Source organism: Endozoicomonas sp. ONNA1, from assembly GCF_024606325.1.
Lineage (GTDB): Bacteria > Pseudomonadota > Gammaproteobacteria > Pseudomonadales > Endozoicomonadaceae > Endozoicomonas_A.
In genome coordinates, this window is sequence record NZ_JAHHPN010000984.1 from 1 (window position 1) to 6,773 (window position 6,773).

Consider the following 6,773-nt stretch of genomic DNA (forward strand, 5'->3'; position numbering starts at 1 on the left):
GCCAGAAATAATGGTCACTGGTATATGGAATTGCTGGAGAAATTTCAGCAATGCTTCTTAAGCCCGGACGAAAAAGAACTCTTATCTCTGGCGATTATCTACCATGACGCGGCTGCCGAAGATGTCGCCAAAACAGAGGAAGAATCAAAGTCAGCTTATTACTTCAAACGAGACCTGGCCGGACACTACCCTGAACCGCTGCTGGATGATGTAGCACTGGCCATGGTCAGCAAGGAAAATGATGTCAATCATAAAGATGAGCAGAGCCTGCCTGAGCCTGTGCGCTGGTATCTGCGCATATTACGCTTTGCGGATCGAATGGACATTATCCGGGTTTTTGGGGTTAAGCCTGATTTTCCCGGATTCATGGTGACTCAATCTTCAGGTTTTGACGCTGCACGTCTTGACTTACCATCGCAGCTGAGCAGAGACTTCACCTCCGAACCTGACGACAAGGGTGAATTCCAACGTCATCTGGAAGCCGCCATGCACGGTGCGGCTGATCTGGCGCAGGTCACCGGGCAACTTCAAGATTGGCGCAAAAAAAACTACACCCAGGTCTACGGTCTTGCTGCCAATGGCGCAAAGATCTCTGAAAACTTTGAATGGACCACTGAGCCAGTGCAGAGAATGAACCAGTTTATTGATGACAATGTCCGGCGCAAAATGGCTCAGCAGGCCGGAATTGTAGTCTGTTCAGACCCCAGCCACAAAGCCTGCAAAGCTGATCAGAAAAAAGGGATCACTCGTGGTATTCATAACAGCTGGTATGATCTTCAGCAGGTGGCCATTCCAGCCAAAATGACGCTGCTGGAAAAGATGCAATACAGACATGACCCGTCGCTGCTGAACCCGGCAACACAACAGGCATTGGAGAAAGAGGTGCAACGGCTGAAAAGCCAAGGTATTCGGATGAATCCGGGCACCCTTACGCAAACCACGCTGGCTTCGGAGGCAGCCCAAAAAGTCCTGAAACAGCGGGGGATTGCCGTGGTCAGCGAGATGCGACACCACTTTTTTTTCAGCGACAATGACCTCCTGGTAGAGAGGGAAATGCTGGTACCGAAGAAGATAGTGAAGCCTGATGCTCAGGAGGATGCTCCAGCGGGGTGGGCATGAACAATCCTTTGATCTCGCTATGAAAATAAAGTTAGAGAGAGTGGTACCCTAATGGAATTTTGTACAGACAGTGACTCCAAATACAGCGAGATTCAATCATACGGAAGCCTGTAAATAATAAGTTTTCAGTATTCCCTAAACTGCCTCACATCATTGTCCCGTAATAAGGTTTTTGCTATACAACTATTAATAGAGAGAACCTGTGAATAGGAATTCGCCATGCCAAGGATTGGAAGCAAAAGAGATATACCTCCCTCATTCCTGTCAACGGATGATAAAACTGAAAAGAAGAAGCCAGAAAAAGAAATGCCAAAATAGTGGGTCAGCATCTGAGTCTGATAATTGATAAATAAAAAATGGATAAAATATGAAACTAAGAGGCCCATTCAGAGCAATTTGGCATTTTAATGCTACCAATGACACAAAAAAGTTAGAAGCTGAACAGAAAAAATTTAAAGGTAGGACTGTAGAAGCCGCAAGCCATATTCATGCTGTTAACTACATTCATCAAGGGCATTTTAACCTCTGTGGTGATGCCTGTGTAGAAATGCTCAGAAGATTTTATGGCGATAACCCATTACGTGCTACCACGACAAACTCAAAAAAAGTTGAATCACTTTCTACCAACCCAAGAGGAATATTTAAAGGATTGTCATTAAAAAAAGTATACGAAGAGGCTGATCATTCAAGTTTCAAATTATCTGAATTGCAATTCCCTGATTCATCTGTACCGAAAGAAGAATTAGTTAAATCTTTAACTGAACTGATTTCTGAGGCACCTATTCTTCTTTCATATAGAGAAAATAACTTCTATGGTCATTATGCCCTGTTAATAGGCATTATTGGGGATAAATTAGTCGTTCACGATCCGTGGTCCGGAGGTAGTGAAATAGAATCTGTAGAATGGTTACTGTCACTGCTTTCAGAACATGAATTAGAAGGATTTCTTGCACAAGACAAGGCTGCTGATGACATATTTCCAACAGGCATCATTACAATAAAAGTTGATTCAGAAGATCCTGAATCTTCTGAACCTCCTGAATCTACAGAAGATCTGGATAGTTTACTTGCTAGAGTAAAAGAGCGCCTTAAACGTCAAGCATGATTTGTCTCCTTCCCATGCACCTGAGACTGTCGCGAAGCCCGAAAGCAATTTGATGAGGTTTTGCGACAGTCCCCGGAGCAAGAAGCAGTCAAAAAAGTGATCACCCCACATTCGCTGCTGTAAAACCTTTTCAGAATTAAGGTTGGCGCTGCCACCATGAAGTGCTCAAGTAAAACATTGAGCAGCAGGATAGAACGCACCGGGAGTCCTGTCGGACTCCGGGCTGTCCCTCTCTGCGCTAAAAAGACTATGCTCCTCACTCTTTCCGGTGATTAAAAAAAATAATATGAACTTGCTTTTTTAGAAAATTATGTAAAAAACAATGCCTTGAAAAAAATTATTCTCTACATCATCACTGCCCTTCAATTCTGCCGCTATTATTGAATAAGTTTTCTTTCATCTCGGACAGCAATCCTCTGATTCTGTCTGAAAAAACGAACCTTCATTCTCAACCGATCATTCAAGTCATGTAATGGAACTATCAGGAGGCTGACCGGAGAGGGTCACTTCCGGTTGCGTGTGAAGCTTGTCTTACAGAAGGCGCTTGTGGTTTATCACTGCGAAGGCCCCTGCGCTTTTTTCTGAACAGCGAAATTGATCGGGAGCCGTTGACTGATGATCAAATTACTGAGAACTCCGCTTTGCAAAACCGTAGCTGCAGCTGCTATCACTCTGGGGGCAGTCCTCGGCCCGTTTCAGGCCTATTCCTTTCAGGATGATGAATTGGTGATCTGGGTAGGCGGTGACAAGGCCTACAACGGTATCCGGGAAGTAGGCAAAGGGTTTGAGAAAGACACTGGAATCAAAGTAAAGGTTGAGATTCCGGAAAATATTACCGATCGTTTTCAACAGGCGGCAGCGTCAGGTGGTGGACCGGACATTCTGTTCTGGGCCCATGACCGATACGGTGAATGGGCCCAGAGTGGCCTCCTGTCTTCTGTAAACCCGGCCCCGGATTTCAAAAGCAAAATTGACGATCTGGGCTGGGAAGCCATGACAGTCAACGGCAAAATCTATGGTTATCCTGTCTCTATGGAAGCCATCAGCCTGATCTACAACAAAGATCTGTTACCAGACCCTCCCAGCTCATTTGAAGAAATGTTTCCCCTCAAGGACAAGTTGGCTAAAAGCAAAGAAGGTAAAGTCACCACCATTATGTGGGATCAGATCCAGCCTTACTTCACTATGCCCATGCTCGCTGCAGATGGCGGTTATGTCTTCAAGAAAACACCAACAGGTTATGATGTCAAAGACACCGGAGTCAATAATGCCGGCGCCATGGCCGGTGCAAAAATGCTGACCGAGCTGATTGATAAAGGCGTTATGCCCAGAGGTGTTGATTATGGAGTCATGGAATCCAGCTTCAACAAGGGTCAGGCAGCCATGATGATTACGGGCCCCTGGGCCTGGTCAAACCTCGACAAGACCAAAATCGACGGCAAAAATCTGAATTATGGTGTGGCAGCTTTGCCTGGCATCAATGGCCAGCGTTCAAAGGCATTTGTCGGCGTCTGGGGGGCCACTCTGAACAGTGCCAGTCCCAACAAAGCCCTGTCCAGAGAGTTTCTTGAAAATTACCTGCTAACAGACGACGGTCTTCGTACTATGAACAGTGATGTTCCGCTAGGTGCTGTGGTCAACAAAAGCTACATGAAAGAATTGGAAAAAGATCCTCGCATCAAGGTTACTTACGATAATGCCATCAATGGTTTGCTCATGCCCAATGTACCGGAAATGGGAAAATTCTGGTCGGCTATGGAGTCTGCACTGATGAACATCACCTCCGGCAGACAGGATTACAAGAGCGCGCTTAATGAAGCAGCCAAGCAGATTGTCGACTAGGCTGTCAGTCTAGGAGACTGACTCTGACAGGTTCCCGACAGGCTGACTCTGACAGGCCGGTGTACCATATTTTCGTTAGCCCGTTTAGCAGTCAGCCGCCTTCCAGTTACATCAATGCTATGAAATACGACGTGTAATTTCTTGAGTGATTCCTACAGTGTCACGCTCTCGACATCAGAATATGTGAGTTAAATCTGCCCCGGGAGGCAACTTTATGGAGGCTGATCAGAAAGCACAGAGCCCAATGATCTGGTTGGTGTGGGGAGTAGTTGCCCTGATTGACCTGATACTGCTCTATGGCGTGACCTTAATGTACGCCCGGGGAGAAATTGCCTTTGCTCTGATTATTCTTTTAATTGCCTGTGTCGGTACCTGGGTATTCATCAGCCATAAGGGCTACAACTACCGGTATGTTTTCCCTGCTCTTCTGGGGGTATCGGTATTTATAGTTTTCCCCCTTATTTATACGGTATATGTCGCATTCACAAATTACAGCTCCAGCCATCTCTTATCTTTGGAGCGCGTCAAAACCCAACATCTGGGCAAAACCTACAGAGCAGAAGGTGAGTCCTATCATTTCAAGATCTATCAGCAAGGAGCCAATTATCGAATTCTTTTCATCAGCAACAAGGAGACAGACAAGCACCTCGTAAGCCAGCCGTTCAACGAAACGGTCATTCCAACGCCACTGAAAGCTGACTTTTCACCGGACCTTCCTGAAGGTAATAAATTACCACTCAGGGATACTATCAGGCTTCGGAATATTCTCAAAAAACTAGCCGTAGAACTGCCTGACAACACCGAGCTGACAATGACCAGCCTGAGAAAGTTTGGTCCCATGTCAAAAATCTACCGGGACATGGGTAATGATATTCTGCAAGATACCCGCAATGGCAACCTGCTAAAGCCTGATCATACAACGGGCTACTATATCGAAGTGCCTGAAGGACAGCCTGATTCCGCAGGTGAGCAAGTAGGACCAGGCTTTGTCGTCTATAACGGCTGGGATAATTTCGTTCGGGTTCTCAAAGATCCTGGTATCCAGGGCCCTTTTTTACAAATTTTCATCTGGACTCTGGTATTTGCTGCTCTCTCGGTACTCTTTACCATGACTGTAGGTTTGCTCATGGCCTGTCTGGTGCAATGGGAACCCCTCAAGGGCAATGGCGTTTACCGATTGCTGTTAATACTCCCTTATGCCGTCCCGGCCTTTATTTCTATTTTAATTTTCAGAGGCCTGTTTAATCAGAATTTTGGTGAAATTAATATGTTGCTGAACCTGCTATTGGGTATCCAACCGGAATGGTTCAGCAATGAGTATCTGGCTAAAACCATGGTCCTGATCGTTAATACCTGGCTGGGTTATCCCTACATGATGATTCTCGCCATTGGCCTGTTAAAGTCTATTCCGGATACTCTTTACGAAGCTTCAGCCATAGACGGCGCCTCCCCAATACAGAACTTCTTCAGCATCACTTTCCCGATGATCATAAAGCCACTAACGCCGATGTTGATCGCCAGCTTTGCATTCAACTTCAACAATCTGGTTCTGATTGCACTGCTGACTGATGGTGCTCCCAATATCATTGGTGCCAGCACACCAGCCGGTGCCACCGACATTCTGGTGAGCTATACCTTCCGCATTGCATTTGGTCAGTACGGTCAGGATTACGGCCTGGCCTCCGCTATAGCCACCTTCATCTTCATCATGGTGGGTGTCATAGCCTGGGTGAACCTGAAAGCGACCAAACGGGTAATGGAGTGAACGACTATTATGGTACAGCCTAGAAACCTGAAATACCGGGTGTGGTTCGCAAGAATTTTTATGATTCTGTTTCTCTGTCTGATCATGTTTCCCTTCCTGATGATCATTTCGGTGTCTTTCCGTTCCGGTAATTTCGCCACCGGAGACCTGATACCCCGCAACCCCAGTCTGGAGCACTGGTATCTGGCTTTTGGTATTCCCTGGGAGAATGCCGATGGCTCCATCACCCAGCCTCCCTTTCCGGTCCTTCTCTGGTTATGGAATTCTGTCAAAGTGGCGTTTATTTCCACCGTGTTGATTCTGCTGCTCTCAACCACGGGAGCCTACGCATTCGCCAGACTGAGATTCCGGTTCAAGGAGTCCATGCTGACCGCCATGATGATTTTGCAGATGTTTCCAGCCGTACTGGCACTGGTCGCCATATACTCACTGTTTGAACAGATAGGCAACTATGTTCCCTGGTTAGGACTGGACACTCTGGGTTCGGTGACTGTCGCTTATCTGGGTGGACTGGCTCTGCACATCTGGTTGATCAAGGGCTACTTCGAAACGATAGATTCATCCCTTGAAGAGGCAGCAGCGATCGACGGAGCAACGCCCTGGCAGGCGTTTCGTTTTGTGTTACTGCCACTTTCAACGCCCATTCTGGCGGTGGTATTCATCCTGGCCTTTATTACCAGTATTGCTGAATACCCGGTAGCTTCAGTGCTTTTGCAGAGTATGGATAACCTGACGCTGGCGGTTGGCTCCAGACAATACCTGAATCCACAAAATTATCTCTGGGGTGATTTTGCTGCGGCAGCCGTTCTGTCGGGTCTGCCCATCTCTATTATTTTCCTGTTGTGCCAGCGCTGGATTGTCGGTGGTCTGACTTCAGGTGGCGTGAAAGGCTAGCAGCCTGTCGGACTTAAGCGTCCGTAGCGAGGATTGCAAGAAATTGAG

At 46.8% G+C, this 6,773-nt stretch carries 5 protein-coding genes; all 5 read left to right on the plus strand.

Annotated elements, in window-relative coordinates:
- Positions 1-1,119, plus strand: a 1,119-nt coding sequence (locus tag KDK19_RS23700; RefSeq protein ID WP_257293092.1) for a hypothetical protein, incomplete at its 5' end; no start/stop codon positions are given.
- A gap of 367 nt (positions 1,120-1,486) precedes the next feature.
- Positions 1,487-2,224 (plus strand): papain-like cysteine protease family protein, encoded by a 738-nt coding sequence (locus tag KDK19_RS23705; RefSeq protein WP_257280623.1) that lies wholly within the window; start codon positions 1,487-1,489, stop codon positions 2,222-2,224.
- A 615-nt stretch (positions 2,225-2,839) separates the two neighbouring features.
- Positions 2,840-4,066, plus strand: coding sequence for a maltose/maltodextrin ABC transporter substrate-binding protein MalE (gene malE, locus KDK19_RS23710; RefSeq protein ID WP_257280622.1), 1,227 nt, complete (start codon positions 2,840-2,842; stop codon positions 4,064-4,066).
- A 214-nt stretch (positions 4,067-4,280) separates the two neighbouring features.
- Positions 4,281-5,831: a maltose ABC transporter permease MalF gene (gene malF / locus KDK19_RS23715; protein ID WP_257275911.1), complete on the plus strand. Its 1,551-nt coding sequence runs from the start codon at positions 4,281-4,283 to the stop codon at positions 5,829-5,831.
- A 9-nt stretch (positions 5,832-5,840) separates the two neighbouring features.
- Positions 5,841-6,725: a maltose ABC transporter permease MalG gene (gene malG / locus KDK19_RS23720; protein ID WP_257275909.1), complete on the plus strand. Its 885-nt coding sequence runs from the start codon at positions 5,841-5,843 to the stop codon at positions 6,723-6,725.
- Positions 6,726-6,773: the final 48 nt, after the last annotated feature.